The sequence below is a fragment of the Lacibacterium aquatile genome (assembly GCF_042683105.1).
Lineage (GTDB): Bacteria > Pseudomonadota > Alphaproteobacteria > Elsterales > Elsteraceae > Lacibacterium > Lacibacterium aquatile.
The window spans coordinates 79,493-101,213 of the sequence record NZ_JBHUIP010000004.1 but is presented as its reverse complement, the minus strand read 5'-3'; the positions used below and the strand labels follow the sequence as shown (position 1 = coordinate 101,213).

Genomic DNA, 21,721 nt, shown 5'->3' with positions numbered 1-21,721 from the left:
TGTAGCTCTACATCAGCTGCGAGAGGTCAGCCGGTCCAACTGCGGATACATAACGGCGCCGAACATCTTCACATCGCCATAGGCGCGCGCCGACAGCATGGCCCCATGAACGGTAGCGAGAAACACTTCGGCTTCAGCCCGGGCCGACCCGGTCAATGTCAGACCACCTTGCCGCGCGCCACGTTCAAGAACGGATGTCAGCCATGCGGAGAGGGATCGGAAATGGGCCCGCACCTCCAGCACCACTTCCTCTGGCAGCACCGGTATCTGGCTGGCCAGCAAGGCACATACGCAAAAAGGTGCTGTCTGATTGAGGATGCAGGCTTCCCAATAGCCGACATAAGCGCGCAACTGCCCCACGGGATCGGAGATCCGCCGCTCCATCTCGGCTATCCCCGCTTCCGCCGCCTCGCGATACTGCACAACCAGCGTGCGGACCAGATCGACTTTGCTTGGGAAATGGTGGTGGATGCTGGCCTTGCGAATACCGACCACTTTGGAAATATCGGCATAGCTGAAACCGTTGTAGCCGCCTTCGAGAAGGAGGGAACGGGCGCAGCTCAGGATCTCGTCGGATGTGGTCGATAGATTTGCCATGGCGTCTACCTACCTACTAGTAGGCATTCCGTCAAGATCAGAAGACTGAACGACGATTTGGAGGCAATCGGTTCCGATTGATCCGGAACCACGGCTGGGCTTAACTTAACCCTTATGAGCGTTGAAGTTGCAGCCCTGCCTTTTCCCCGTTTGCGCCATGCCGTTCCGACGGATGCCGACAGATGTGCGGAGATCTATCTCGCGAGCCGTCGGGCCACCTTCACCTGGGTTGAACCAGAGCGGTTCCAGTTGGCGGATTATGCAGAGTCGATAAAAGGGGAAGAGGTCTGGGTCGCGGAGCTTGACGGCGAAGTCAGGGCCTTTGCCTCATTCTTCCTGCCGGAAAGCTTCCTACATAACCTGTTCGTGATGCCGGGATGGCAGCGGCGCGGCCTGGGCCAGGCGCTGCTGGGCCAGGTTCAGCGGATATGTCCGCCGCCGGTGCGGCTGAAATGTCTGGCGAATAATATCTCGGCCCGCATGTTCTATCAGTCCATGGGCTGGACAGAAGAAGGCCAAGGCCGCAGCGACCTTGGCTTCTACGTCAATATGCAGGCTCCGGTAACCACGCTCTAAAGCTTGACGGCAGCTACGCGACGATAAGCGGCGAGCTTGCGTCGTAGAGCCGCCCCGCGACGTTCAGCGAGTGGCGCGACAGCCATAGCGCCGATAGCGCCGGCGAAGGCACTGCGCTGATCGGCGGTTGCTGCCGCCTGGACCGTGGCATTGCTTCGCATCTCACCAGCCAGAACCCCGGCAAAACTCCCCCCTGACCGCGCCGCCTGATGAAACCGCATCTGAGCGGCCAGCGGACGATCGGCGAGAGCATAGATGGTGGCGCCCGATAGCAGACCCGTCATCTCAATATCCTCCAATTTGGGCGCGCGACGAGAGCGGCATGACCCGCACGTATCGCGGCAGGGGGTCCTGCGCCAGACGCCATGTCGGCATCTCGACGCGGGCACCCCGTTCCTGGTGAGGATCGGGATCGGCCGCAGCCAACCCTGGTCCGATCAAGGCCGTCGCGGCGATCGCGAAAGCCACAAGTAAGAGACGAAGCTCGACGGTCATTGGTTCCCCGCCTTACTTCGTCAGGGCGCCGATAGCGGCACCACCGGCACCACCAATGACAGCCCCGGTGATCAGTGAACCGCCGGTAAGAGCACCGACGACCGCACCGGCACCGGCACCGATTGCACCACCCGAGAGCGCACGTTGTTGCTGGCGCGACATGTCGGAGCAACCCGACACCATCAATCCGCCAACCGCCAGCAGGACCACCACAATCGAAGTAGACGGCTTTTTAGACGATTTCATTTCCATTTTTCGCCTCCTTCATTACGGGTTTTTCTCCCGACGCATGATGAGACTTAAACGCCGCAGAACGATTACTGCAACCTCTGCCCCGGTCTTCTCACAAGGGGTAGAAATCAAGGCTCCGATTATCACACCTTGGTCACACCATTTTTTGTCACAGCGGCGGTAGACACGGCGTAGACCCTTGATATCAGGCCAAAGGATGGGCTTTTCCGCTGAAAGACGCCGACCGCTTTTTGTCAAACTTTAGCCACGGAAAGCCTGACAATGAAAAAGATGAAGGCTGAGGCGAAGTTGACACACAGGAGAGCCTGGATGCGCGGCACGGTGAGTGCGGCGCTGCTGTTGGCTCTTGCTGCCTGTGAAACTCAACCGGTGCTGGTCTCGCAGGAGCCCGTGCCGACCGTCAGCCATTCGCCCGCCCTTCAGGAACAACCCGTCGCCAAACCGGCCCCCAAGCCGCGCCCGGCGGCGACACGTAAACCGACGACTCTGAAACCGGATCCGGTTGCTCCCGTCGAAACGATCCCCGCCGATCAGATGGCCGCGATCACTCCCCCGGCTATCGCCCCGTCGTCAGTGCGGGTGGTGGGGCAATCTGCAGAATCGGTTCGCGCCCGCTTAGGCGCACCGATCAATGAACGAAGCCAAGGTCCCGCCAGAATTTGGCGATACCTTGGGAACGAATGCGCGGTCGAAGTCTATTTCTATCTCGATACCGCGCGCGGAGATTTCTTCGCACTCGATCAGCGATTGAGCGGCGCCGCCGCCGACGCAGAGACATGTCTTGGAACGGTACAGGGAGGCACCCGTGGTTGAAATGATCACCAGCCCGACGCAGATTGCTCCGGTTTCCGCAATGCGCCCGCGCATTGCCCTCATCGACGACGAAAAGCTCTTCCGGGAGAGCCTCGTCTGGAACCTGGAAGACGCCGGGTTCTCGGTGAGCGATTACTCGGGGGCAGAGGCCGCCCGCGCCGCCTTTGCCAGCGGCGAGAGGTTCGATGCCATCCTGCTCGACTGGCAGATGCCCGGCATGGACGGTATGAGCTTCCTGAAGGAACTCCGTGCGTCAGGCGATCAGACGCCGGTCCTGTTCCTCACCGGACTGCAGCAGCCGATCTATGAAGAACGGGCGCTGGCCGAAGGCGCCGTCGACTTCATCGAGAAAACCCGCTCGGTCACCATCATCGTCTTCCGGCTGCAGCTTGCCATCGGCGGCTCCAAGACGGGGACCGGCGACGGTGCCATGCCGTCGCTCAATACCCCGCTGGACCTTGATATCGACAGCTGCCGCGTGGAATGGCGCGGACAGCGGGTCGATCTGACCCTGTCGGAATTCAAAGTCGTTCAGTTGCTCTTCGAACGCCCAGGCCGCGACATCACCTATCGCGAAATCTATGACAGCGTGAAAGGTGAAGGCTTCATCGCCGGATCGGGGTCAGAAGGCTATCGCGCCAATGTGCGCGCAATGGTCAAGCGCATCCGTCAGAAGTTCAAAGAGATCGATCCTGACTTCTCGGCGCTCGAAAACTACCCCGGCTTCGGTTATCGCTGGTCTACAGAAGTCCAGTAACGAGGTCAGATGAGTGGCGGACCCGGCAATAACCGGAAGTTTCATGCAGAGTAGCCCCGCCAAACGGTGGCGGCGGATGGGCGGTTTTGCCACCCGGTCTCTTCTGGTCCGGTTGGCGCTTCTGGTCGTAGTATTCGCCGTCGTCCCGATCCTTGTTTACGATCGCTTCAAGGAAGCCGACGAGCAGCGACGCGAGTTGCTGCTCTCGGCTATCCGTCTGCGTGGCGAAACGGTAGCGGCGGCGATTGCGCCGCTGCTCATTGGCGGCTCGCTCCCGCTCGAGATGTTACAGGACGAACTCAATCGCTACGCCCAGCCTACTGACAGTCTGAAACTGCTTTTCCAACCCTCCGGCACGACCGCTGGGACGGCTGAAAGCGGTTTTTTCTATATCGCCTCCGTCCCTCCGGTACCGCCCGAGGCGCTGGAGCCCGAACGCCAGCTGCTGATTGAGGCAGGCCTGCTGCAACGCCTGTCGGAAAGCTGCTCTGGCGCTTTCCCGCTCGCCATCCAGGCCAATGTGGGGAACGGGAAGGCGGAGCTGGTCACCTCTCTTTCCCCGGTGCGCACCACCAAGGGCTGTTTTGTCCTGATCGCTGCCAGCCTGCTGGGCGAGGATGCTGCACAGCGGCTGACGATGCCCTATTGGCGTCTGCCCGAAGTGCAGTTGGCGATGGCCGTTTATCTGCTGGTGGCGGTAATTGCCATCGTCCTGCTGCTGGACCTCTGGAATTCGCTGCGGCGTTTTTCCCGTCTCGCCATGGACGTGGCCCGCGCCCGCGCCACAGGCGGTTTTGCTGCTGGAAACCGGGTGCCGGAACTCAAACCCGTCGCCCTCGCCTTCGACCGGATGGTCGATACTTTGCGCGACGCCGCCCGCTCGCTCCATGACGCGGCAGAAGAAAACGCCCATGCCTATAAGACGCCGATGGCGACCATCCGGCAGGCGACCACCCAATTGCGCCGCCGTGTGGACGAGGAAGACGAGCGCGGCCAGCGGGCGCTGTCCGTCATCGATGCCTCGCTCGACCGGCTGGAAGATCTTGTCACCGCCGCCCGCCAGATCGACCGGGGCATGGCCGAACTGCTGGACCCGCCCACCGACCGGGTGGATCTCGTTCCGCTGCTCCGCGCGATCTCCGACGGCATTCGCCGCACCTTGCCGTCGGGGGGCGCACAGTTGCTGTTCGACCTTGGCCCCGGCACGGCGCGCGGCATCGCCATTCGCGGCTCGGCCAATCTGATCGAAACCGCTGTCGAAAATCTGATCGAGAATGCCGTCAGTTTCTCGCCCCCCGATGGGGTGGTGACTGTCCGCCTCGCCATTGATGGGCGCGACGCGCTGGTGGAAGTTTCCGACCAGGGCACAGGCGTCGCGTCGGAGGATCTGCACAAGATCTTCGACCGCTATTATTCCAAGCGCGACCATGACACCCGCCCCTATGGCGCAGGCAATTTCGGCCTTGGTCTCTGGATCGTGAAGCGCAACATCGAGGCGCTTGGCGGCCAAGTCTCCGCCCGCAACCGCCCCAACTCGGGCTTGGCGGTCAGTCTTAGATTGCCGAGGTTGAGTTAGCGAAAATAAGGAGGCGGCAGCGTAGTCGGATCAAGGACAGAGGCGATTACAGCATCGTAGTGCGACGCCAGCAACTCGCACCAATCAGACATATGATCGCTATAGGGGCCTTTTGAGATTCCCCTGAAAGGTCTAGGCTTGCAGCCATTCAAACCGAGTAAATGATCGAGCCCGATCCACGGTCCACCCGGCCGCCTAGCTTCCAGCCAAACTTCCTGCCGATCCTTCACCAGACGCCAAGTTACCTCTCCGTCAACCATATCAACATGTCGGTTATCGAAGATGTCTGGTCGGTGCGACTCTTCTATGACCCTGCAGCCCCGTTCCGTCAGCAACACTTTCGCGTCCCGGAAGCGAGCATCGCTGAGAATATTTATTTCGCCCAAGGTCATCATCACGCCAATCCCGTTGTCAGCCTTGCAGAAACCAGTCTAGCCTGCTCCCGCTAACAAAGGGAGCAGCACAGCATGTCGGACACCTATTGGGATCGTCAGTATAATAACCGGCTGATCGTGCCCGATTTCGCCGACTATTTTGCGGCCTGGAAAACCCGCACGGCCGAAGCGCGCGCGGCTTATATGCCGCTGCATATCCCCTATGGCGACCATGCCCGGCAGGCGGTCGATCTTTTCAGGGCGCCCGCCCCCCGTGGCACGTTGTTCTTTATCCATGGCGGCTATTGGCGGGCCTTCTCGCGGGAGGATTTTGCCTGGATCGCGCCGCCGTTCCTGGCCGCTGGCATCAGCGTCGCCCTGCCCTCCTATCGCCTGTGCCCGGAGGTTGGGATCAGCGACATCGCCGCCGATATCGAGCAGGCGCTGACCACCACCTGGAGCCGCCTCGGACAGCATGAGCGCCGCCGCCTCGTTGTCTCCGGTCATTCGGCGGGTGGTCATCTGACCGCCCATTGCCTTGCTACCAAGTTCGAGGGCAAAGATGCGCCCTACATTACCAGCGGCCTGTCGATCAGCGGGTTGTTCGATCTGGCGCCGCTGATGCGTACCTCGATGAACGACGATCTGAAGCTGGACCCGATCAGCGCCGACACACTCTCGCCGCTGCATCGCCCGCGCGTCAGCGCCGCGCCGCTGCTGTCCGTCTATGGCGGATCGGAGCCGCCGGAATGGCACCATCAGTCCGACCGTCTGGCCAGCCAATGGCCCGACGTGACCTCGGCCGCCCTGCCGTTCCGCAACCATTTCACCGCCCTCGACGCCCTGGCCGATCCGGAACACAGCCTGCACGAACAGGCGCTGGGCATGTTCGCCTGACATCATGCGGGCGCTACTAGTCATCGACATGCAGCGCTGGATGTTTCGGACGCCGGACCGGGCAGCCCAACTTCCGGTTCTGCTCCAAGCGATTGAGCGGCTGAGCCTCGATTTTGAAGCACGGAATCAGCCCCTTTTTGATATTCGGACTGAACATAAGGCAGACCGCAGCACCTGGAGTCGCCTGATGCTGCGATACGACTACCCTTGCCTATTGGAGGGATCAGAGGACACCGATACGGTAGATGGTCTTGTTCCTAGGGGAACTCGCATCACAAAGACCGCCAATGATGCGTTCCTAGGAACGGATCTCGAAACAGAACTCCATCGACAAGGAGTGTCAGAGATCGTTCTTGCCGGTGTCTTCATGGATGGCTGTGTTGGCTTAACGGCCGCCGCTGCCGCCCAACGCGGGTTCGCCGTCTGCTTTGCTGATCGAGCTATCGGGGTCCGCGACCAGACTCAGGCGATCGCGATCCGAAGTTGGCTTATCGAGATGTATGAACTAAGTACCTGTTAGCCTTTTTTGGCGCACATCTTTGCCAGCTCTGCGCCGCATGCATTGGCACAAACTCAGATTGCCGAGGTCGCGTTACTTGGCCTAGCTTGGCGCCTCATTTTGAGGGCGTCGGAGAAGTTAGCGTGAAGGCCAGGGATCAAATCCGCACCGTTGGACTTTTTGGTCATGGTGCTTTCGGCAGATTGATCGTCAGGCATCTCGGCCCGCGCTTCGATCTACATATCCACGACCCGAACCCCGCAGGCACACCGGAATTCGGCCGCTTCTGCTCGATGCAGGAGACGGCCGCCTGCGATGTTGTCATCCTGGCGGCTCCGGTCGAGAGGCTGGCACAACTCATTGCGGATATTGCGCCCTCGCTGCGGCCCGGCGCCCTGGTGCTGGACGTCGGCTCGGTCAAGACGCGCCCGGCCATCCTCATGCGTGACGGTTTACCGTCCAACGTGGAGATCATCTGCACACACCCGCTTTTTGGCCCCCAGAGCGCGGCAGGCGGCTTAAGCGGGCTAAAGATGGCCCTTTGCCCGGTCAGCGGCAGGCGCTGGCGGCTGGTCGCCCGCTTCCTGGGTCAATTGGGCCTTCAGGTTATCACCACCACGCCGGAGCGCCATGATCGCGACATGGCAATGGTCCAGGGTCTCACCCATCTTATCGCCAAGGTGCTGGTGCAGATGGAACCCCTGCCAACCGGCATGACGACCCGCAGCTTCGATCTGCTGATGCAGGCCATCGACATGGTACGCCACGATTCGCTGGAGCTGTTCCTGACCATCGAGCGCGACAATCCCTATACCAAGGATGTGCGGGAACGATTCTTCTCCCTAGCCGCCGAACTGAACGAGACCTTGAGCGCCCATGATCGGGCCTTGACGACGGGTTAGCGTTTAACTGGCTCTTCCGAGAAACGCGCCGCCTGCGGCGACAACTCATGCCCCTGCCGGACGGTTAGCGGACTATAGAGTTCAGGCCTCCGCCCCCGAATCCAGCGTCGTCCGGTTGCCAGCGGCAACAGATCGAGATCCAGATCGGCCACCACCATCCGATCCTCTGCCGCCCAGGTTTCCCCCAGGATGCGGCCGTAGGGATCCAGGATCATGGCGTTACCGGTGCGAACCTCGCCGTTATCCTCGCCGACGCCATTGCTGAAGACCAGGAACATGCCATTGTCATGGGCGCGGGCAGGCAACCAACGCAGCAGCCATTCGCGGCCTTTCGCCCCGCGAAACTCGGCTTCTATCGCCTCTGGATCGGCCTCCCGGTTGCGCCACAGCTGCGGATCGATCAGCCCCATGGCATGGGGACTGCGGGAATTGCAGCCGCCGGTCTGATGGGGCGCCAGTAGGATATCGCAGCCCAGGAGGGCGGTCGCCCGGGCGTTTTCGACCAGGTTATTGTCCCAGCAGATCAGAATGCCGACCTTCGCACCCCAGGGCGTGTCGAAAACCGTGTAGCTGTCGCCGCTCGCAATCTCCGCATGCTCGAACGCATGGAGCTTGCGGTGCACCTGCCAGGAACCGTCCGGCAGCGCGGCCAGATAGGAATTATAGAGGCGTCCGTCCGGCGCCCACTCCAGCAGCCCGGCGCCAATCAGCATGCCGCTCTCCACGGCCAGCCGTCGGATTTCCAGCGCCGCCGCGCCATCCTCCACCGACTCCGCCAAGGATTCGAGGCCATCACGGTCCAGAAACGGCACATGCCAATAGCCGGTGATGCACATCTCGGGAAAAGCCAGGATCTGCACTCCCTCCGCTTGGGCCTTAGCCACGAATTCCCGCATTAGCGCGAGGTTGTAAGCCTTGTCGTTGGCGCGATGGCAGAATTGGACGCTGGCGGCGCGGAGATGGGTCATGGCTCTCTCTTTGATGGATTGAGCCTCAACCTATCCCCTGGCACAGCGTGCGAAAATGCACCAATAATGCACCATGAGCGCTCAAAAATTCACAGACCCGGATTGGGAAGACTTGCGCGTTTTCGCCGCTCTGGCCGATACGGACAGCCTCTCGGCTGCCGCCCGGCGCCTCGGTATCACCCATGCGACCGTGGGTCGGCGGATCGCCCGACTGGAGGAACATCTTGGCGGGCTATTGTTCGAACGGGTCGAAGGGCGATTGCAGCTTTCCCCGCTTGGGCAGCGGGTCCGGCAGGATGTCGTCGCCATGCAGGCGCGGGCGGAAGCCGTCCTTCAGACCGCCAAACTCGAAAATCGGACGTCGACGGTTGTCAGACTCAGTCTGCCCAGGACGATGGCAGACCATTTCCTCGCCCCCAACCTCGACGGTGTTGTGGGGCCTGAGGTCGAACTGCTGCTTTCCACCGACAGCAGGATCGTGAGTATCGCCAAGGACGAAAGCGATATCGCGATCCGTCTCGGCAGGCCGAAGGATTCGGAGACCATCGGGCGGCGTGTGGCCGACATCCGATATCGGGTCTATGCCCATCGCGATCTCATGACGCCGGAAACCGCCTGCCTGATCGATGCGGAGGCCGAAGAAGACTATGCCGAAGTTCAGTGGTTCCGCAGGCAGTATCCAGACCGGCCCGTCGCTTTTCGCAGCGGCAGTCAGATCGCCCGGCGAGGAGCGGCCGAGGCGGGCTTGGGCTTGGCCCTGCTGCCGAGTTTTATCGTCCAGCCCGGCAGTCCGTTAACGGCTCTCCCCCTGAACGGGCAGGAGCCGCCGGTGCGTGAGGTCTGGCTGCTCGCCCGGCAGAATAAACTGCGCTCGCCGGAGATCCGGGCGACCTACGACCGGCTGGCGCAGCTTTTCAAAGACCGTTTTCCCTAGCCTTTCAGCAGATCGAGATATTCCTTGGCAAACCCGACATAGCGAGTGGCCGAGCCTGCGATATTCTCGATTTCCGCCGGGCGCATGTCGCGGAGCTTCTTAGCCGGATTGCCCGCCCAGAGTTCGCCGGTCGGCACGACCTTATTCGGCGCCAGCAGCGCCCCCGCCGCCACCATGGCATCGGTCTCGACCGTCGCTTCGTCCAGGATCGTCGCGCCCATGCCAACAAAGCAGCGATCCTTCAGCACACAGGCATGCAGCACCGCGCCATGGCCGATGGTGACATCGTCGCCGATATAGGTGCCCGCGCGGAACTGGGTCGCGTGAACGACCGTGGCGTCCTGCACGTTGGTGCGGGCGCCGATCTTGATCTCATGGACATCGCCACGGATAACGACACCGAACCAGATCCCCGCCTCCGGCCCGATCTCCACATCGCCGATGACCACCGCCCCCGGCGCGATAAAGGCGGTCGGATGGATCTTCGGCCATTTGCCATGCCAGGGCATGATCACCGGCGCGGGCAGGTTTTTCGGGTCGAAGGACATGGCCAACTCCTAATGCCAAAAAGGCGTTCCTAACATAGGAACGCCTTTTATTTAAATTCCTGTCTGCGATCTCAACTTTCGTCGATCAGGCTTCGGATTGAAGGCTCGTCCCGCATGACTGACAGAATTTTGCTGTTTCGGTATTTGGGCTCTCGCACTTCGGGCAGAAATGCGTTTGCGCATGCTGCCTGATGTACGCGATCTGAATAACGCACGGAATAGTTACCCGGTAAGCGGGGCCTGCCAAATCTACCAAGGTCCAGATTGCGGTGATCGCCCAACCGACCGGCCCAGCGAACATCTTGATGCCCTTCATCATCATATTGGAGGTAGCCAACGTAAGACCACGGCCAATCAAGATCTTCGCAACCGCATTGGCAATAATGGCGGCCATTTTGTAGGCTGCAAAACCACTCATCCTAATAGTAGTCTGCAAGGCAGCCATGGGTAGGGCCGCGGGAATGACGTTCGTGACGCTGACACCCAAATTAGTCAGAAGCTCGGACTTCTCTTTGTCGTCCATCTTCTCATAAGCCTTTTCCAACACCTTCAGTTGGATCTGGCTTTCGATAGTAGCCGCATCTGAATTTTCGGAGTAATTGACCTTCAAGCTATCTGCGACATCCCGCAGAACCTCGATATAGGGAACCCCTTTACCGCCACGAAAGGCATTAGAGAATGAATTTCCACCATACCGCTGAATTTCAGCTGCGATATCATCTGCATAGATCCGGTGATCCCCTTCATAGATCTTCTCACCAGCCCTAGGATTATGGAGTTTGAAATCAGGGACGTCATTTAGATCTTGATTGAAGTCCTTATGGATATATTCCACTAAGATCCCCAGATCTTCTGAGGAAGCTTTCCGAAGGAGCGGAATGAGATCTTCATCGGGCTCGCGAAGCGGAAGGTGTGCCATCTCTCTTTTCCTTTTTTTAAGCTGAAATAATGGCGGCAATTACGCCATTAAGAACGGGAACATTCGGTATAAGATCGGTCGCCATTCCCGCGCTTGCGATCATTGAATTTTTTCTCTTCTGTGTAACCTCACCCTCATCACGAAATATTATTCCAGAAACAAGAGCGCTAGTTTCTTGAGATGCCCAGCGCCTGTCTTTTGCATCCCTTGATTTTGATTTTCTCTCTATTTGATCTACCTTTTGAGAAAAGGTACTTCCCGAGTCTAAAAACTGCCGAGCTAGATCGGTGATTGATTGGATATGGGTCAGTTTTTTCCAATCCGTTCCACGCATCAACAGCATGTGGAGCGGCACCCCAAGGGCGTCAGCTATATCGGCAAGAGTGGTAATTCCCGCCGAATTATGGCTTTCGATCTTACCGATCGTGCCTCTGCTGACCCCGGCCAAATCGGCGAGTTCAGATTGCTTCCACCCCAGCGCGTTCCGGGCGGCTGCAATATTGTCCCCTATGACCTTATCGATATCTTCTGATTGGCGTTCTTTCATCATTGCGCATCCAGCCTATTGAGCTGCAGCCTGATCGCTCTGCCCCCTAGCTCTCCACCAGGAGATCAACCCGCGGGCAGCAAAGCCATAGACGACGATTGCACCAATAATCTTGAACATGATCGCTCCCAAGATCTGCAAAGTACTGAGAATCTGGAACGGTTGACAGATGCCCACCGACCAAGAATTCCGTACTATTTTTTCTTGACGTGATCGTATAGATCGCTGGCGGCGCGAACCGCGACGGTCGCAGCCACTGCGGCAATAATTGTTTGAAAAATGGCAGGTATTAGAACAATTGGCATATTGAGATCCTCTCTGCTTGGCGAGTAGGGTCGCCGTTTCGGTGATCTCAAGGTAACGCCCGAGCTTGGCCGCAACAATTACGTGTTATCGGCAGGAACAATGTTCCGTACAGTATACATTGCTTCCTTTGAATAAAAAAAGGCCGCAGGTTTCCCTGCGGCCTTTTTGCAGTAGGGGCTTGAAGCCCCAGGCGACTAGCGCTTCGAGAACTGGAAGCTACGACGGGCCTTGGCCTTACCGTACTTCTTACGCTCGACGACGCGGCTATCGCGGGTCAGGAAGCCAGCAGCCTTCAGGACGCCACGCAGGGCGGGTTCCTGGAAGGTCAGGGCCTTGGACAGACCGTGGCGAACCGCACCGGCCTGACCCGACAGACCGCCGCCGGTGACCGTGCACCAGACGTCGTACTGGGCCAGACGATCCGAGATCAGGAACGGCTGGTTGATGATCATGCGCAGCACGGGACGGGCGAAATAGACGGCGCCGTCGCGACCATTCACGGTCAGCTTGCCGGTACCGGGCTTAACCCAGACGCGAGCAATTGCGTTCTTGCGCTTGCCGGTAGCGTAGGAGCGACCCAGCGCATCCTTCTTCGGCTCGGCCGGAGCGGCATCGGCAGCCGGGCTACCGGCGCTGACGGCCTTCTTGAGGGACTCGAGGCCCTGCATGGTCTGAGCCATGGTTACGCGCTCCGCTTGTTCTTGGCGTTCAGGCCAGCGACGTCGAGGACGGCAGGAGCCTGAGCTTCATGGGGATGGTTCGGACCGCCGTAAACGCGCAGATTCTTCATCTGGGTACGGCCGAGCGGGCCACGGGGAACCATGCGTTCCACGGCCTTTTCGATCAGACGCTCCGGGAAGCGACCGTCGAGAATGTTCGCCCAGGTACGTTCCTTGATCCCGCCGGGATGGTTGGTGTGCCAGTAGAACTTGTTCTGCTCGCGCTTCTGACCGGTGACCTTCACCTTCTCGGCATTGATCACGACGATGTTGTCGCCGCAATCCATGTGGGGGGTGTAGGTGGTCTTGTGCTTACCGCGCAGATGATTGGCGATGATGCTGGCGAGACGACCAAGAACCACGCCATCGGCATCGATGACGAACCACTTCTTTTCGATCTCGCTCGGCTTCGCGGAGTAGGTCTTCATGGCCCGTCCTTGAGCTTGGCAGATGGTCGACATTGGGAACCGTTCCCGAGCCGACCGTTGAATGGAGGGGTGTTTACGCATTTCAGGGGCTCGCGTCAAGCGCTGAAACACCATATTTTCCGCGCATCAGAGCGGATTTTTCAGAGTGCGGTATTAAAATACCGCATCGCTAAGCCGCTGTGGCACTGGGCTTGAGGGTTGCCGCCAAAGGACACGTTATCGGGTTGATACCTGCCCTATCCCTCTCCTATCGTCCAGGGGCTTTCATGCCGGGAGGGTTCAAGCGATGGACGGTTCTGTTGCCAACGAAGCGCTGGTCATGCGGTCCGACGCCGATGGCGTTACAACCCTCACCCTCAATCGACCAGCCCAGCGCAACGCCCTGTCCGTCGCGCTCATGGGCGCCCTCATCGAGGAACTGGCCCACATCCGGCAGGATAGCGGCTGCAAGGTAGTGATCCTGGCCGGTGCAGGGCCCGCCTTCTGTTCCGGCCATGACCTCAAGGAAATGCGCGCCACGCCCGAGCCCGCCTTTTACGAGGCGCTCTTCGCACAATGCAGCGTGCTGATGCAGGCGATTGTCACCCTGCCCCAGCCCGTCATCGCCCGCGTCCATGGCATCGCCACCGCCGCCGGCTGCCAGTTGGTCGCCAGCTGCGATCTTGCGATTGCAGCCGAAGACGCCCGCTTTGCAACGCCGGGGGTCAATATCGGCCTCTTCTGCTCCACCCCCATGGTGGCGCTATCGCGTAACGTGTCGCGAAAAGCGGCAATGGAGATGCTGCTGACCGGCGAGATGGTGGATGCGGCACGCGCCCAGCAGATCGGCCTCATCAACCGCGCTGTTCCGCCGCAGGCCTTGGAGCAGGAGGTGCAAGCCCTGGCGCAAAAGATTGCGGCCAAGTCCGCACTGACGGTGAAAACCGGCAAGGAAGCTTTCTATCGCCAGCTCGAAATGCCCCTGGTCGAGGCTTATGCCTATACCGCCGGCGTCATGGCAAAGAACATGATGGCGGCGGATGCCGCTGAAGGAATTGATGCATTCCTGACCAAACGCATGCCAGTGTGGCGCAACTGCTAAACAGAAACGAAGCGAAGGGATCAATGAGCCAGGTCGATCTTACCCGCCGCCTTGCCCTGCTGGGCATCACTCCCGATGACGCCAAGGTGATCGAGCCGTTTCGCCTCAAGCTCTATGATGCGATGGACGGGATCGTCTTCCGCTTCTACCGCTTCCTGCAGTCCCAGCCCGAAGGCCAGCGCTTCTTCCCGGATGACAACCGCATCAATCAGTTGGTGCCCAAGCAGCGCGAGCATTGGCGGCGCCTGTTCAATTGCGAATTTGACGAGGCCTATATCAAAGGCTGTCAGGCAATCGGCCATGCACACCTGGTCAATGGCGTCGCGCCCTATCTTTACATCGCAGGCTATACTTTCTTCCTGGTTGAACTGCAGAATTTCGCAGTCATGAATTTCGCCAATCCGCAGGAGTTACGGACGATTTTGGCGGTCGTGACGCGACTGGTTCATCTCGACATGGACCTCGCCCTATCGGTCTATACGCGTGAAGTCGTTCAATTGGTCGCCGCCAAGGCGGCACAAGGACACTGAAACCATGAACCACGACGATTATTCGGCGAGTTATCTGCGCAGCATCCTGACTTCGGTCAAGACCATCGCCATGGTGGGCGCCTCGACCAACTGGAACCGCCCCAGTTTCTTCGTGATGAAGTATCTCCAGCTCAAGGGCTACCGCGTCATTCCGGTCAATCCGGGGGCAGAAGGCCAGGATCTGCTGGGCGAAAAGGTCTATGCCAAGCTGAGCGATATCCCCGTGCCCGTCGACATGGTGGATATGTTCCGCAAGTCCGAGGCAGCCGATGGCGTGGTCGAGGATGCGATCAAGATCGGCGCCAAGGTCGTCTGGATGCAGCTTGGCGTGCGTAACGACGAAGCCGCTGCCAAGGCCGAAGCCGCTGGCATCAAGGTCGTCATGAACCGCTGCCCCAAGATCGAATATAGCCGCCACTGCGGCGAGCTCGGCATGTCCGGCATCAATACCGGCGTCATCAGCTCCAAGCGCCGCCGTCTTTAAGGGAAGAAGCAGATATGTCCGCCAATCGTCAGCCCGGCTTCGAAACCCGCGCCATTCATGCGGGCGGTGCCCCCGACCCTGCCACCGGCGCCCGGGTCACCCCGATCTATCAGACCAGTTCCTATGTCTTTGACGATGCGGACCATGCGGCCTCGCTCTTCAATCTTCAGACCTACGGCTATATCTATACCCGTCTGACGAACCCGACAGTTTCGGCGCTCGAAGAACGGCTTGCCTCGCTGGAAGGCGGTCGTGGCGCCACCTGCACCGCTTCGGGCCATGCGGCGCAGTTGGTCGCCCTCTTCCCGCTGATGACGTCCGGCGATCATCTCATCGCCTCCAACCGTCTCTATGGCGGATCGATCACCCAGATGGGTCGCTCCTTCAAGAAATTCGGTTGGGAAGTCAGCTTCGTCGATGTCGACGATCCGGCCAATATCGCCAAGGCCGCAACGCCCCGCACCAAGGCGGTGTTCGTCGAAAGCCTCGCCAATCCCGGCGGCGTCATCACCGATCTGGAAGCCGTTGCCGCCGAAGCGCACAAGCTGGGTGTGCCGCTGATCGTCGATAACACCATGGCGACGCCCTATCTGTGCCAGCCCTTCCAGCATGGCGCCGACCTGATCGTCCATTCGACGACCAAGTTCTTAGGGGGCCACGGCAATTCGGTCGGCGGCACGGTCATCGACAGCGGCAAGTTCGACTGGTCGGCCAATGACAAGTTCCCCAGCCTCGCCGCGCCCGAGCCTGCCTATCACGGCCTGAATTTCCATGAGACCTTCGGCGATCTCGCCTACACGGTCTATGGCCATGCCGTCTCGCTGCGCGACCTCGGCCCCGCCATGGCACCGATGAATGCCTTCCTGACCATGACCGGGATCGAAACCCTGGCCCTGCGCATGGAACGCCATTGTGCCAACGCCCAGAAAGTCGCCGAGTTTCTGGCGAACCATCCCTCGGTCGCCTGGGTCAATTACGCAGGCCTGCCGTCGAACAAGTACCATGGGCTGGCCAAGCGCTATCTGCCCAAGGGCGCGGGCAGCGTCTTCACCTTCGGCGTCAAAGGCGGCTATGCGGCGGGCGTGAAGATGGTCGAGAGCATCGAGCTCATCTCCCATCTCGCCAATATCGGCGATGTACGCAGCCTGATGCTCCACCCCGCCTCCACCACTCACCGGCAATTGACCGAGGAACAGCGCAAGAATGCCGGTGCCGGTGACGATGTGCTGCGCCTCTCCGTGGGTCTGGAAAGCATCGACGACATCATCGCCGACCTTGATCAGGCACTGAAGCTGTCGGCAGGTTGAGCCTTTATATCGTCGTCATCCCGCACTTGATGCGGGATCCGGCCGTTGCTTGTTGCCAATCCTCTTCATCGGAGAATTGCCATTCTGACGGCCGGATCCCGGCTCTAGGCCGGGATGACAGGCTGTGTTTAATCCCAATCCCCCAGATCCCGGCGCATCCAATCGGGCAATTGATGGAACCAGACCGTACGGAGCTTCCCGTTCTGCTTCACACGGCGGAACGGGAACACTAACCACATTAGAATATCAGGCATAACGGGAGTCCTTCCGAGGCTTAAGGGTCAACCGACCGGATTGACTGGATTTTTTGCCAAAATCCGCATCCTGGCATTCCCCTAAAATCAGAAGCGCGTTATTCATTTTCGAATGAAACAACCACCGCTTAATTGGGATGACCTGCGTCTGTTCCTGGCCGTCATGCGCGCTGGCAGCCTGCTGGCGGCTGCCCGCGACTGTGGCCTGAGCCAACCGACCTTGAGCCGCCGCATCAAGGCGTTGGAGGATTGGGCGGGCGTGGCCCTCTTCGACCGGGTCGGCACCAGCTTGCGCCCGACTGAGGATGCCGCAGCCTTGCTGGCCCTGGCAGCGCCAATGGCGGAAGCAGCGGATATCATCACCGAAACCCACGATTGGGATGCCCGCCGGATCAGCGGCACCGTACGCATCGCCTGCGGGGAATCCACCGGCAGTTTCCTGGCCCGCATCATGGTGGACCTCGGCAAAGCGCTGCCCGACGTGCATTTCGAGCTGCGGACCGGTTACGCCTATCCCAACCTTGCCAAGCGCGAGGTCGATATCGCCGTCATCGACCAGCGGCCGACGGCGGGCGCGCTCAAAGTGCGCTCGGTCGGCCATATCGCCTATACGGCCTATGCCCACAAGGACTATGCCGCCGCGCACCCGGAGGCCTTCACCGAAGAGCGCTTTGCCCGCTGCGCCTGGGCTACCCTCGACATCGGCATGATCGAAATGCCCATCGCCGCCTGGCTGGAGCCGCGCCTGACACCCCAGACGCCAGTTCTGCGCTGCTCCCAGCGGCGTACGATCATCGACGCCGTTCTAGGCGGCTATGGTTTAGGCTTCCTGCCCTGCTGGCTGGGCGATGGCTACAACCGGCTGACCCGTGTGATGGCACCACCGACCGAACTGCCGAAGGAGATTTTCCTGGTGGTGCCGGAACAGGTGGCCAACCGCCCGGCGATCCGACAGACACTCGATTGGCTCGCCGAACGATTCCGCAAGGAAGCTGCCCTCTTGAATGGTACCGAACCTAGACTATTGTAAGCCTATCGACAGAGGAGAGACGGCGATGCGCATGGTCATGGCACTCACACTCGGAGGATTTCTGATGATGGGCAGTCTTTTCGCGCCCAAGACCGTACAGGCGGGTTCCGCCCATGACTTCAGCTTCAAGACCATAGACGGTCAGCCGATGCCGCTTGCGCAGTACAAGGGCAAGGCCGTGCTGGTGGTGAATACCGCCTCGCAATGTGGCTTCACCAAGCAATATGACGGCTTGCAGGCGCTCTACGAGAAATACAAGGACAAGGGCCTCATCGTCCTGGGCGTTCCGTCGAACGACTTCGGCGGTCAGGAGCCTGGCACCGCAGAAGAGATCAAGGATTTCTGCGAGACCAATTTCTCCGTCGATTTCCCCCTGGCCGACAAGCAGGTGGTCAGTGGCGACGACGCCCACCCCTTCTATAAATGGGCTGGCGAACAGGTGGGCGTAGCCGGTCGCCCCCGCTGGAATTTCCACAAATATCTGATTGCTCCAGATGGTCATCTGGCCGACTGGTTCTCGACCGTGACCGATCCGGGTTCCGACAAAGTGACGGCGGCCGTCGAGAAACTGCTGCCCGCCAGCTAGGCTGATTAAGCGATATTATTCAGTCGCTTGCACCTTGATGCGCAGGCGGCTCCGGCGCCAATTGTTACGATAACAAGGTTGGCATTGACGAGCGCTAGGCGCTCTGTTTTACATTCCATGCATGGAAAATAATAACCGAATCGCCGTCTGGCGTCTGGTCGGCGCCCAAGCTGTCAGCATGACCGCCAGCAACATCGTTACGGTCAGCGTCGCCCTCGCCTCCCTCACGATCTCGACCGATCCGTCGCTTGCGACCCTGCCCTTTGCCTTGCAAATGCTCGCAACGATGCTTGCGACGGTCCCGGCATCAATGGCGATGCAGCGGTATGGCCGCACGCCTATCTTTGTTCTGGGCGCCATCATAGGCGTCATCGGCGCTCTGCTTGCGACCTGGGCACTCTGGAAAGCCAATTTCGCGCTTTTTTGTGTCGCAGGCTTCTGCATGGGGGGAGCCAACGCTGTCGCACTCTACTATCGTTTCGCCGCAGCGGAGGCAGCGGACGAGGCCTATCGACCGCGCGCCATCGCGCTGGTCATGGGCGGCGGTGTCATCTCTGCTCTGTTCGGCGCGGAGGTTGCGAAATTCGGTCGTGATCTGCTCGCCCCGGCCTTTTTTGTCGGCACCTATATCATCATCGCCGCGATGCAGGTGCTGAACGCCATAGCGATCAGCCGCATTCGCCTGCCGAGGCCCCCCGTCGCCAAATTCGGTGCGGGTAGGCCGATGGCGGAAATCGCGCGCACCCCCGGCTTCACCGTAGCGCTGCTCTCGGGCGTGATCTGCTACTCGATCATGGTGCTGCTGATGACAGCGACGCCGCTTGCCATGGCAAGTTGTGGGCTGGCTTTCGAGGATTCGGCTTTTGTCATCCAATGGCATGCGCTGGCGATGTACGCGCCCTCCTTCGTTACCGGGCGTCTGATCCAGCGCTTTGGCGCGCAGAATATTCTGGCATCAGGCATCCTGTTGATGGCAGGGGCGATCACCGCGGCCCTATCTGGGGAATCGGTCGGGCATTTCTGGGTCAGCCTCGTTGCGCTCGGTCTTGGCTGGAATTTCCTCTTTGTCGGCGGCACAGCCCTGCTAACGGTCTGCTATCGGCCCGAAGAACGCGCCAAGGTCCAGGCAGTGAACGATCTTTCGATATTCACCGTCACCGCTATCGCCTCATTCGCTGCGGGATACCTTCAAAGCCATATCGGCTGGCAGGCGGTCAACTTGAGTGTCCTGCCCTTGCTCGGCTGCCTTGCGCTGGTGCTGGTTCTGCGGTGGCAATCCCTGGTCAAGGCCCGGGCTTAACGACCGCCGGGGGCCTGATAAACCGGCTTGCCGCTGTTGAAGCGGCCGAGGTTGCCGAACAGTTGTTCCAGCAGAGTTAGCGAGTGACCAGAGGTGGGCGTAGTGCGGCTGACATGCGCCACCTCCTGCTTGCTTTCCATCCCGGCCAACGCCACATCGCTCACCACACCCTGCTCATCGAAAGAGACGGTGACGACTTGCTGTTCGATGGTTTCCGGCTTGAAGAAGGCAGTCGTCTGCGTGCGGCGGCTGATGTAGTACCAATTCTTGTCGTTGAAGGTCGACATCACGGTCGGCGAACCGATGAGTTGCACAATGTCGGAACGGGTATGAACACCGGGACGGATAACCTCTACCGTTTCCAGTTCGACTTCGTTTCCTCGCACATCGACGTTTTGCGAGCAGCCCGAAAGACCGGCAACGGCAATGGCGGCAAAAACGAAACGGCGCATCAAAATAACTTCTCCCGTGAGCAGAGGCCTAGAGGTCGCACTGACAATCCCATCTGTCAACCATCCGCACACGCGTCAGCGTGACGGGAGCCTTGACCGGAAAAGGCTTAGCTCGCACTGTCCGCCCCATCGGCCCTGCTTGTAACAGGGCAAGCAGTCAGGACTTCAGAGATGGTTTTCAATTTTTTTCGCCGCCGAAAAAGCCCGGCAGAGGCGGCAGCGAACTCCCTATATGCGTCGATCTGTGCCGCAGCACGCGAGCCTGCTTTGTTTGCGCCCGATCTGATACCGGACAATGTGGATGGCCGCTTCGATGCCATCGTCCTTCATACCCATCTGGTGCTGCGCCGTCTGTCCGCCGCCAAGGCGCCGGAGGAATTTGGTCAGGCGCTTTTCGATACGCTCTTTGCCGATATGGATCAGTCCTTGCGCGAAATCGGCATCTCCGACGTGGTGCTGGGCAAGGAGATCAAGAAGATGGCCCAGGGCTTCTTCGGTCGTGCCGAAGCTTACGAGCTGGGCCTGCGGGGCGATGACAATGATCTGGCTGGGGCGGTGCGCCGCAATCTGCTGGCCACGCGCGAGCCAGAAGCATCAGATGGTGCCGTTATGGCCCTCGCCCGCTATATCCGGCGACAGGCAGACCATCTGGCATCCCAGGACACCAGTGATATAATTGCAGGTAAAGTCGATTTCGCGGCCCCGGCGATTGACCTGCCGGCCACGCAGCCTTAGGTATCCCCGCATGATCACACCAGAATTCTCCCACCCCGTCTCCGTCGACGGCATCAACCGGAATTGGAGCGAGTATAAGCTTGCTGCCAGTCCCGAGGAGCGCGTAGCGCTGGCCGAGCGGTTCGAACTGATCTCGCTCGACAAGCTCGAAGGAACCATCCGGCTGCGCCGTGGGCGCGATGGCGAGACCATCGATATGCTCGCGTCCATCGACGCCGACGTGGTCCAGCCCTGCATCGTTTCTCTTGCGCCGGTACCGTCGAAAGTCGCTGAGGATTTCGAGCTGACGTTCCTTTCCTACCCTGTTGGGCAGGAACCGGACGACCATGATCTCGAAGCACCGGAGCCCATTGAGGGCGGAAAAATTGATCTGGGCGAGGTGCTGGCACAGCAGCTTGCGCTCGCGCTGGATCCCTTCCCGCGCGCACAAGATGCTGAAATCCCTGAATCTTATCGCGGCGACCCCAATGCCGTGGATAGCCTTCCGAGCGAAGAAGACCGACCGAATCCCTTCGCTGCTCTGGAGGCCCTGAAGAAGCGGTAATATTTTACCGCTCGGCTTTCTCTTGCAGGGAGCGGCGCTTTCGGCTAAAGAAGCGGCCTCTTTTTGCGTAGTCCTGTTGACGCGAGTTTTAGAAAATGGCTGTTCCCAAGAAAAAAACCTCCAAGTCGCGCCGCAACATGCGCCGTTCGCATGATGCTCTGACTGGTTCGGCTTATGCCGAATGCTCGAACTGCGGCGAACTTCATCGCCCCCATCACGTCTGCACCAGCTGCGGTCATTATGATGGGCGTGAAGTTGTCGAAGGCGCCGCTGCCTAACGGCGGCGGGCTTCTTTGACTGGCATTGATCGA

General features: G+C 59.9%; 31 protein-coding genes. 19 read left to right on the top strand and 12 right to left on the bottom strand.

The features are described 5' to 3' along the window. Positions 1–12: 12 nt before the first annotated feature. A complete protein-coding gene (locus ACFSM5_RS06065; RefSeq protein ID WP_379875407.1) occupies positions 13–597 on the bottom strand; it encodes a TetR/AcrR family transcriptional regulator in 585 nt (194 codons plus the stop codon). 114 nt (positions 598–711) lie between these two features. Here ACFSM5_RS06065 and ACFSM5_RS06060 point away from each other — a divergent pair, with 114 nt between their 5' ends. Next, complete coding sequence (locus ACFSM5_RS06060; RefSeq protein ID WP_379875406.1) at positions 712–1,173, top strand: GNAT family N-acetyltransferase; 462 nt, start codon at positions 712–714, stop codon at positions 1,171–1,173. On the opposite strand, the gene ACFSM5_RS06055 is transcribed toward ACFSM5_RS06060, so the two are convergent. Genes ACFSM5_RS06055 through ACFSM5_RS06045 form a run of 3 tightly spaced genes read right to left on the bottom strand, consistent with a single transcriptional unit; the run spans position 1,170 to position 1,920 of the window. Then, the gene (locus ACFSM5_RS06055) at positions 1,170–1,457 is read right to left on the bottom strand and encodes a hypothetical protein (RefSeq protein ID WP_379875405.1); all 288 of its coding nucleotides are present in this window, start codon (positions 1,455–1,457) and stop codon (positions 1,170–1,172) included. The genes ACFSM5_RS06060 and ACFSM5_RS06055 overlap by 4 nt on opposite strands. Before the next feature lies 1 nt (position 1,458). Continuing rightward, complete coding sequence (locus ACFSM5_RS06050; protein ID WP_379875404.1) at positions 1,459–1,668, bottom strand: hypothetical protein; 210 nt, start codon at positions 1,666–1,668, stop codon at positions 1,459–1,461. Positions 1,669–1,680: 12 nt separating this feature from the next. Further along, the gene (locus ACFSM5_RS06045; RefSeq protein ID WP_379875403.1) at positions 1,681–1,920 is read right to left on the bottom strand and encodes a hypothetical protein; all 240 of its coding nucleotides are present in this window, start codon (positions 1,918–1,920) and stop codon (positions 1,681–1,683) included. Positions 1,921–2,229: 309 nt separating this feature from the next. Here ACFSM5_RS06045 and ACFSM5_RS06040 point away from each other — a divergent pair, with 309 nt between their 5' ends. The 7 genes from ACFSM5_RS06040 (at position 2,230) to ACFSM5_RS06010 (ending at position 7,738) form a co-directional block, all read left to right on the top strand. Then, on the top strand, positions 2,230–2,733 hold the full coding sequence (locus tag ACFSM5_RS06040; RefSeq protein WP_379875402.1) for a hypothetical protein: 504 nt from the start codon (positions 2,230–2,232) through the stop codon (positions 2,731–2,733). Position 2,734: 1 nt separating this feature from the next. After that, entirely contained in the window at positions 2,735–3,490 is a 756-nt protein-coding gene (locus tag ACFSM5_RS06035; RefSeq protein WP_379875593.1) for a response regulator transcription factor, read from the top strand. Positions 3,491–3,533: 43 nt separating this feature from the next. Further along, positions 3,534–5,066, top strand: a complete 1,533-nt coding sequence (locus ACFSM5_RS06030) for a sensor histidine kinase (RefSeq protein WP_379875401.1) — start codon at positions 3,534–3,536, stop codon at positions 5,064–5,066. Positions 5,067–5,227: 161 nt separating this feature from the next. Further along, complete coding sequence (locus tag ACFSM5_RS06025) at positions 5,228–5,515, top strand: hypothetical protein (RefSeq protein WP_379875400.1); 288 nt, start codon at positions 5,228–5,230, stop codon at positions 5,513–5,515. A gap of 18 nt (positions 5,516–5,533) precedes the next feature. Then, a complete protein-coding gene (locus ACFSM5_RS06020) occupies positions 5,534–6,337 on the top strand; it encodes an alpha/beta hydrolase (protein ID WP_379875398.1) in 804 nt (267 codons plus the stop codon). Between the two features lie 4 nt (positions 6,338–6,341). Further along, entirely contained in the window at positions 6,342–6,857 is a 516-nt protein-coding gene (locus ACFSM5_RS06015; RefSeq protein WP_379875397.1) for a cysteine hydrolase family protein, read from the top strand. A gap of 122 nt (positions 6,858–6,979) precedes the next feature. Further along, positions 6,980–7,738 carry a prephenate dehydrogenase/arogenate dehydrogenase family protein gene (locus ACFSM5_RS06010; protein WP_379875396.1) on the top strand — a complete coding sequence of 253 codons (759 nt, stop codon included), beginning with the start codon at positions 6,980–6,982 and terminating at the stop codon, positions 7,736–7,738. On the opposite strand, the gene ACFSM5_RS06005 is transcribed toward ACFSM5_RS06010, so the two are convergent. Further along, the gene (locus tag ACFSM5_RS06005) at positions 7,735–8,706 is read right to left on the bottom strand and encodes a nitrilase family protein (RefSeq protein WP_379875395.1); all 972 of its coding nucleotides are present in this window, start codon (positions 8,704–8,706) and stop codon (positions 7,735–7,737) included. The two genes, ACFSM5_RS06010 and ACFSM5_RS06005, sit on opposite strands and share 4 nt — an antisense overlap. A 112-nt stretch (positions 8,707–8,818) precedes the next feature. Here ACFSM5_RS06005 and ACFSM5_RS06000 point away from each other — a divergent pair, with 112 nt between their 5' ends. Next, a complete protein-coding gene (locus ACFSM5_RS06000) occupies positions 8,819–9,640 on the top strand; it encodes a LysR family transcriptional regulator (protein ID WP_379875393.1) in 822 nt (273 codons plus the stop codon). Here the strand turns inward: ACFSM5_RS06000 and ACFSM5_RS05995 are convergent. From ACFSM5_RS05995 to rplM, 5 genes are all read right to left on the bottom strand, one after another. Further along, positions 9,637–10,188 carry a gamma carbonic anhydrase family protein gene (locus tag ACFSM5_RS05995; protein ID WP_379875391.1) on the bottom strand — a complete coding sequence of 184 codons (552 nt, stop codon included), beginning with the start codon at positions 10,186–10,188 and terminating at the stop codon, positions 9,637–9,639. The genes ACFSM5_RS06000 and ACFSM5_RS05995 overlap by 4 nt on opposite strands. A gap of 85 nt (positions 10,189–10,273) precedes the next feature. Beyond that, positions 10,274–11,107 (bottom strand): zinc-ribbon domain-containing protein, encoded by an 834-nt coding sequence (locus ACFSM5_RS05990; protein ID WP_379875390.1) that lies wholly within the window; start codon positions 11,105–11,107, stop codon positions 10,274–10,276. Positions 11,108–11,123: 16 nt separating this feature from the next. Beyond that, a complete protein-coding gene (locus tag ACFSM5_RS05985) occupies positions 11,124–11,657 on the bottom strand; it encodes a helix-turn-helix domain-containing protein (protein WP_379875389.1) in 534 nt (177 codons plus the stop codon). A gap of 497 nt (positions 11,658–12,154) precedes the next feature. Further along, on the bottom strand, positions 12,155–12,640 hold the full coding sequence (gene rpsI / locus ACFSM5_RS05980; protein ID WP_379875388.1) for a 30S ribosomal protein S9: 486 nt from the start codon (positions 12,638–12,640) through the stop codon (positions 12,155–12,157). A 2-nt stretch (positions 12,641–12,642) separates the two neighbouring features. After that, complete coding sequence (gene rplM / locus ACFSM5_RS05975) at positions 12,643–13,107, bottom strand: 50S ribosomal protein L13 (RefSeq protein WP_379875387.1); 465 nt, start codon at positions 13,105–13,107, stop codon at positions 12,643–12,645. A 286-nt stretch (positions 13,108–13,393) separates the two neighbouring features. Between rplM and ACFSM5_RS05970 the strand changes: the two genes are divergently transcribed. The 4 genes from ACFSM5_RS05970 to ACFSM5_RS05955 are packed head-to-tail and all read left to right on the top strand — an operon-like array spanning position 13,394 to position 16,509. After that, a complete protein-coding gene (locus tag ACFSM5_RS05970; protein ID WP_379875386.1) occupies positions 13,394–14,188 on the top strand; it encodes an enoyl-CoA hydratase in 795 nt (264 codons plus the stop codon). 23 nt (positions 14,189–14,211) lie between these two features. Next, positions 14,212–14,718 (top strand): protoglobin domain-containing protein, encoded by a 507-nt coding sequence (locus ACFSM5_RS05965; protein WP_379875385.1) that lies wholly within the window; start codon positions 14,212–14,214, stop codon positions 14,716–14,718. Between the two features lie 4 nt (positions 14,719–14,722). Then, the gene (locus ACFSM5_RS05960; RefSeq protein WP_379875384.1) at positions 14,723–15,202 is read left to right on the top strand and encodes a CoA-binding protein; all 480 of its coding nucleotides are present in this window, start codon (positions 14,723–14,725) and stop codon (positions 15,200–15,202) included. Positions 15,203–15,216: 14 nt separating this feature from the next. Further along, the gene (locus tag ACFSM5_RS05955) at positions 15,217–16,509 is read left to right on the top strand and encodes an O-acetylhomoserine aminocarboxypropyltransferase (protein ID WP_379875383.1); all 1,293 of its coding nucleotides are present in this window, start codon (positions 15,217–15,219) and stop codon (positions 16,507–16,509) included. Positions 16,510–16,637: 128 nt separating this feature from the next. On the opposite strand, the gene ACFSM5_RS05950 is transcribed toward ACFSM5_RS05955, so the two are convergent. Then, positions 16,638–16,763, bottom strand: a complete 126-nt coding sequence (locus ACFSM5_RS05950; RefSeq protein WP_379875382.1) for a hypothetical protein — start codon at positions 16,761–16,763, stop codon at positions 16,638–16,640. A 112-nt stretch (positions 16,764–16,875) separates the two neighbouring features. Here ACFSM5_RS05950 and ACFSM5_RS05945 point away from each other — a divergent pair, with 112 nt between their 5' ends. From ACFSM5_RS05945 to ACFSM5_RS05935, 3 genes are all read left to right on the top strand, one after another. Continuing rightward, positions 16,876–17,793, top strand: coding sequence for a LysR family transcriptional regulator (locus ACFSM5_RS05945; protein WP_379875381.1), 918 nt, complete (start codon positions 16,876–16,878; stop codon positions 17,791–17,793). Between the two features lie 67 nt (positions 17,794–17,860). Beyond that, positions 17,861–18,379, top strand: a complete 519-nt coding sequence (locus ACFSM5_RS05940; RefSeq protein WP_379875379.1) for a glutathione peroxidase — start codon at positions 17,861–17,863, stop codon at positions 18,377–18,379. Positions 18,380–18,500: 121 nt separating this feature from the next. After that, positions 18,501–19,679, top strand: a complete 1,179-nt coding sequence (locus tag ACFSM5_RS05935) for an MFS transporter (protein ID WP_379875377.1) — start codon at positions 18,501–18,503, stop codon at positions 19,677–19,679. Here ACFSM5_RS05935 and ACFSM5_RS05930 read toward each other — a convergent pair. Continuing rightward, positions 19,676–20,131 carry an outer membrane protein assembly factor BamE gene (locus tag ACFSM5_RS05930; RefSeq protein WP_379875376.1) on the bottom strand — a complete coding sequence of 152 codons (456 nt, stop codon included), beginning with the start codon at positions 20,129–20,131 and terminating at the stop codon, positions 19,676–19,678. The two genes, ACFSM5_RS05935 and ACFSM5_RS05930, sit on opposite strands and share 4 nt — an antisense overlap. A gap of 171 nt (positions 20,132–20,302) precedes the next feature. On the opposite strand from ACFSM5_RS05930, the gene ACFSM5_RS05925 reads away from it, so the two are divergent. From ACFSM5_RS05925 to rpmF, 3 genes are all read left to right on the top strand, one after another. Beyond that, the gene (locus ACFSM5_RS05925; RefSeq protein ID WP_379875375.1) at positions 20,303–20,866 is read left to right on the top strand and encodes a ubiquinol-cytochrome C chaperone family protein; all 564 of its coding nucleotides are present in this window, start codon (positions 20,303–20,305) and stop codon (positions 20,864–20,866) included. A 10-nt stretch (positions 20,867–20,876) separates the two neighbouring features. Beyond that, positions 20,877–21,410: a YceD family protein gene (locus tag ACFSM5_RS05920; RefSeq protein WP_379875374.1), complete on the top strand. Its 534-nt coding sequence runs from the start codon at positions 20,877–20,879 to the stop codon at positions 21,408–21,410. Positions 21,411–21,505: 95 nt separating this feature from the next. Then, positions 21,506–21,688, top strand: coding sequence for a 50S ribosomal protein L32 (rpmF, locus tag ACFSM5_RS05915; RefSeq protein ID WP_379875373.1), 183 nt, complete (start codon positions 21,506–21,508; stop codon positions 21,686–21,688). The last annotated feature ends 33 nt before the right edge of the window (positions 21,689–21,721 follow it).

Bases quoted from the DNA above. Each gene is read 5' to 3' on its own strand.
- ACFSM5_RS06065 (WP_379875407.1), bottom strand. From the start codon at position 597: ATGGCAAATCTATCGACCACATCCGACGAGATCCTGAGCTGCGCCCGT.
- ACFSM5_RS06060 (WP_379875406.1), top strand. From the start codon at position 712: ATGAGCGTTGAAGTTGCAGCCCTGCCTTTTCCCCGTTTGCGCCATGCC.
- ACFSM5_RS06055 (WP_379875405.1), bottom strand. From the start codon at position 1,457: ATGACGGGTCTGCTATCGGGCGCCACCATCTATGCTCTCGCCGATCGT.
- ACFSM5_RS06050 (WP_379875404.1), bottom strand. From the start codon at position 1,668: ATGACCGTCGAGCTTCGTCTCTTACTTGTGGCTTTCGCGATCGCCGCG.
- ACFSM5_RS06045 (WP_379875403.1), bottom strand. From the start codon at position 1,920: ATGGAAATGAAATCGTCTAAAAAGCCGTCTACTTCGATTGTGGTGGTC.
- ACFSM5_RS06040 (WP_379875402.1), top strand. From the start codon at position 2,230: ATGCGCGGCACGGTGAGTGCGGCGCTGCTGTTGGCTCTTGCTGCCTGT.
- ACFSM5_RS06035 (WP_379875593.1), top strand. From the start codon at position 2,735: ATGATCACCAGCCCGACGCAGATTGCTCCGGTTTCCGCAATGCGCCCG.
- ACFSM5_RS06030 (WP_379875401.1), top strand. From the start codon at position 3,534: ATGCAGAGTAGCCCCGCCAAACGGTGGCGGCGGATGGGCGGTTTTGCC.
- ACFSM5_RS06025 (WP_379875400.1), top strand. From the start codon at position 5,228: ATGATCGAGCCCGATCCACGGTCCACCCGGCCGCCTAGCTTCCAGCCA.
- ACFSM5_RS06020 (WP_379875398.1), top strand. From the start codon at position 5,534: ATGTCGGACACCTATTGGGATCGTCAGTATAATAACCGGCTGATCGTG.
- ACFSM5_RS06015 (WP_379875397.1), top strand. From the start codon at position 6,342: ATGCGGGCGCTACTAGTCATCGACATGCAGCGCTGGATGTTTCGGACG.
- ACFSM5_RS06005 (WP_379875395.1), bottom strand. From the start codon at position 8,706: ATGACCCATCTCCGCGCCGCCAGCGTCCAATTCTGCCATCGCGCCAAC.
- ACFSM5_RS05995 (WP_379875391.1), bottom strand. From the start codon at position 10,188: ATGTCCTTCGACCCGAAAAACCTGCCCGCGCCGGTGATCATGCCCTGG.
- ACFSM5_RS05990 (WP_379875390.1), bottom strand. From the start codon at position 11,107: ATGGCACACCTTCCGCTTCGCGAGCCCGATGAAGATCTCATTCCGCTC.
- ACFSM5_RS05985 (WP_379875389.1), bottom strand. From the start codon at position 11,657: ATGATGAAAGAACGCCAATCAGAAGATATCGATAAGGTCATAGGGGAC.
- rpsI (WP_379875388.1), bottom strand. From the start codon at position 12,640: ATGGCTCAGACCATGCAGGGCCTCGAGTCCCTCAAGAAGGCCGTCAGC.
- rplM (WP_379875387.1), bottom strand. From the start codon at position 13,107: ATGAAGACCTACTCCGCGAAGCCGAGCGAGATCGAAAAGAAGTGGTTC.
- ACFSM5_RS05970 (WP_379875386.1), top strand. From the start codon at position 13,394: ATGGACGGTTCTGTTGCCAACGAAGCGCTGGTCATGCGGTCCGACGCC.
- ACFSM5_RS05965 (WP_379875385.1), top strand. From the start codon at position 14,212: ATGAGCCAGGTCGATCTTACCCGCCGCCTTGCCCTGCTGGGCATCACT.
- ACFSM5_RS05960 (WP_379875384.1), top strand. From the start codon at position 14,723: ATGAACCACGACGATTATTCGGCGAGTTATCTGCGCAGCATCCTGACT.
- ACFSM5_RS05955 (WP_379875383.1), top strand. From the start codon at position 15,217: ATGTCCGCCAATCGTCAGCCCGGCTTCGAAACCCGCGCCATTCATGCG.
- ACFSM5_RS05950 (WP_379875382.1), bottom strand. From the start codon at position 16,763: ATGCCTGATATTCTAATGTGGTTAGTGTTCCCGTTCCGCCGTGTGAAG.
- ACFSM5_RS05945 (WP_379875381.1), top strand. From the start codon at position 16,876: ATGAAACAACCACCGCTTAATTGGGATGACCTGCGTCTGTTCCTGGCC.
- ACFSM5_RS05940 (WP_379875379.1), top strand. From the start codon at position 17,861: ATGGGCAGTCTTTTCGCGCCCAAGACCGTACAGGCGGGTTCCGCCCAT.
- ACFSM5_RS05935 (WP_379875377.1), top strand. From the start codon at position 18,501: ATGGAAAATAATAACCGAATCGCCGTCTGGCGTCTGGTCGGCGCCCAA.
- ACFSM5_RS05930 (WP_379875376.1), bottom strand. From the start codon at position 20,131: ATGCGCCGTTTCGTTTTTGCCGCCATTGCCGTTGCCGGTCTTTCGGGC.
- ACFSM5_RS05925 (WP_379875375.1), top strand. From the start codon at position 20,303: ATGGTTTTCAATTTTTTTCGCCGCCGAAAAAGCCCGGCAGAGGCGGCA.
- ACFSM5_RS05920 (WP_379875374.1), top strand. From the start codon at position 20,877: ATGATCACACCAGAATTCTCCCACCCCGTCTCCGTCGACGGCATCAAC.
- rpmF (WP_379875373.1), top strand. From the start codon at position 21,506: ATGGCTGTTCCCAAGAAAAAAACCTCCAAGTCGCGCCGCAACATGCGC.